Annotated in this window: 2 rRNA genes; both read left to right on the top strand. The window is 56.3% G+C overall.

The window, feature by feature from the left end:
* Positions 1-319 (top strand): 23S ribosomal RNA (locus ACYVIP_RS44540); the annotation flags it as partial.
* 81 nt (positions 320-400) lie between these two features.
* A 5S ribosomal RNA gene (rrf, locus tag ACYVIP_RS44535) occupies positions 401-515 on the top strand; the annotation flags it as partial.

Raw genomic sequence — 515 nt, 5'->3', positions numbered from 1 at the left:
GTTTAGAACGTCGTGAGACAGTTCGGTCCCTATCCGCCGCGCGCGCAGGAGACTTGAGGAAGGCTGTCCCTAGTACGAGAGGACCGGGACGGACGAACCTCTGGTGTGCCAGTTGTCCCGCCAGGGGCATGGCTGGTTGGCTACGTTCGGGAGGGATAACCGCTGAAGGCATCTAAGCGGGAAGCCTGTTCCAAGATGAGGTCTCCCACCCCTTTGTGGGTTAAGGCCCCCAGTTAGACCACTGGGTTGATAGGCCAGAGATGGAAGCGCAGTAATGCGTTTGAGTTGACTGGTACTAATAGGCCGAGGACTTAACTCACAAACGGTCTAATTTGTTTCGCATCCACTATGCAACTCTGAAACCCCAACCAGTGGTTTTGGTTGTTTTGTTTCATAGGGTTTCGGCGGTTATAGCGGTGGGGAAACGCCCGGTCCCATTCCGAACCCGGAAGCTAAGCCCTCCAGCGCCGATGGTACTGCACTCGACAGGGTGTGGGAGAGTAGGACACCGCCGA

Source organism: Actinophytocola sediminis (assembly GCF_054779715.1).
This window is presented reverse-complemented; position numbering and strand designations above follow the sequence as displayed.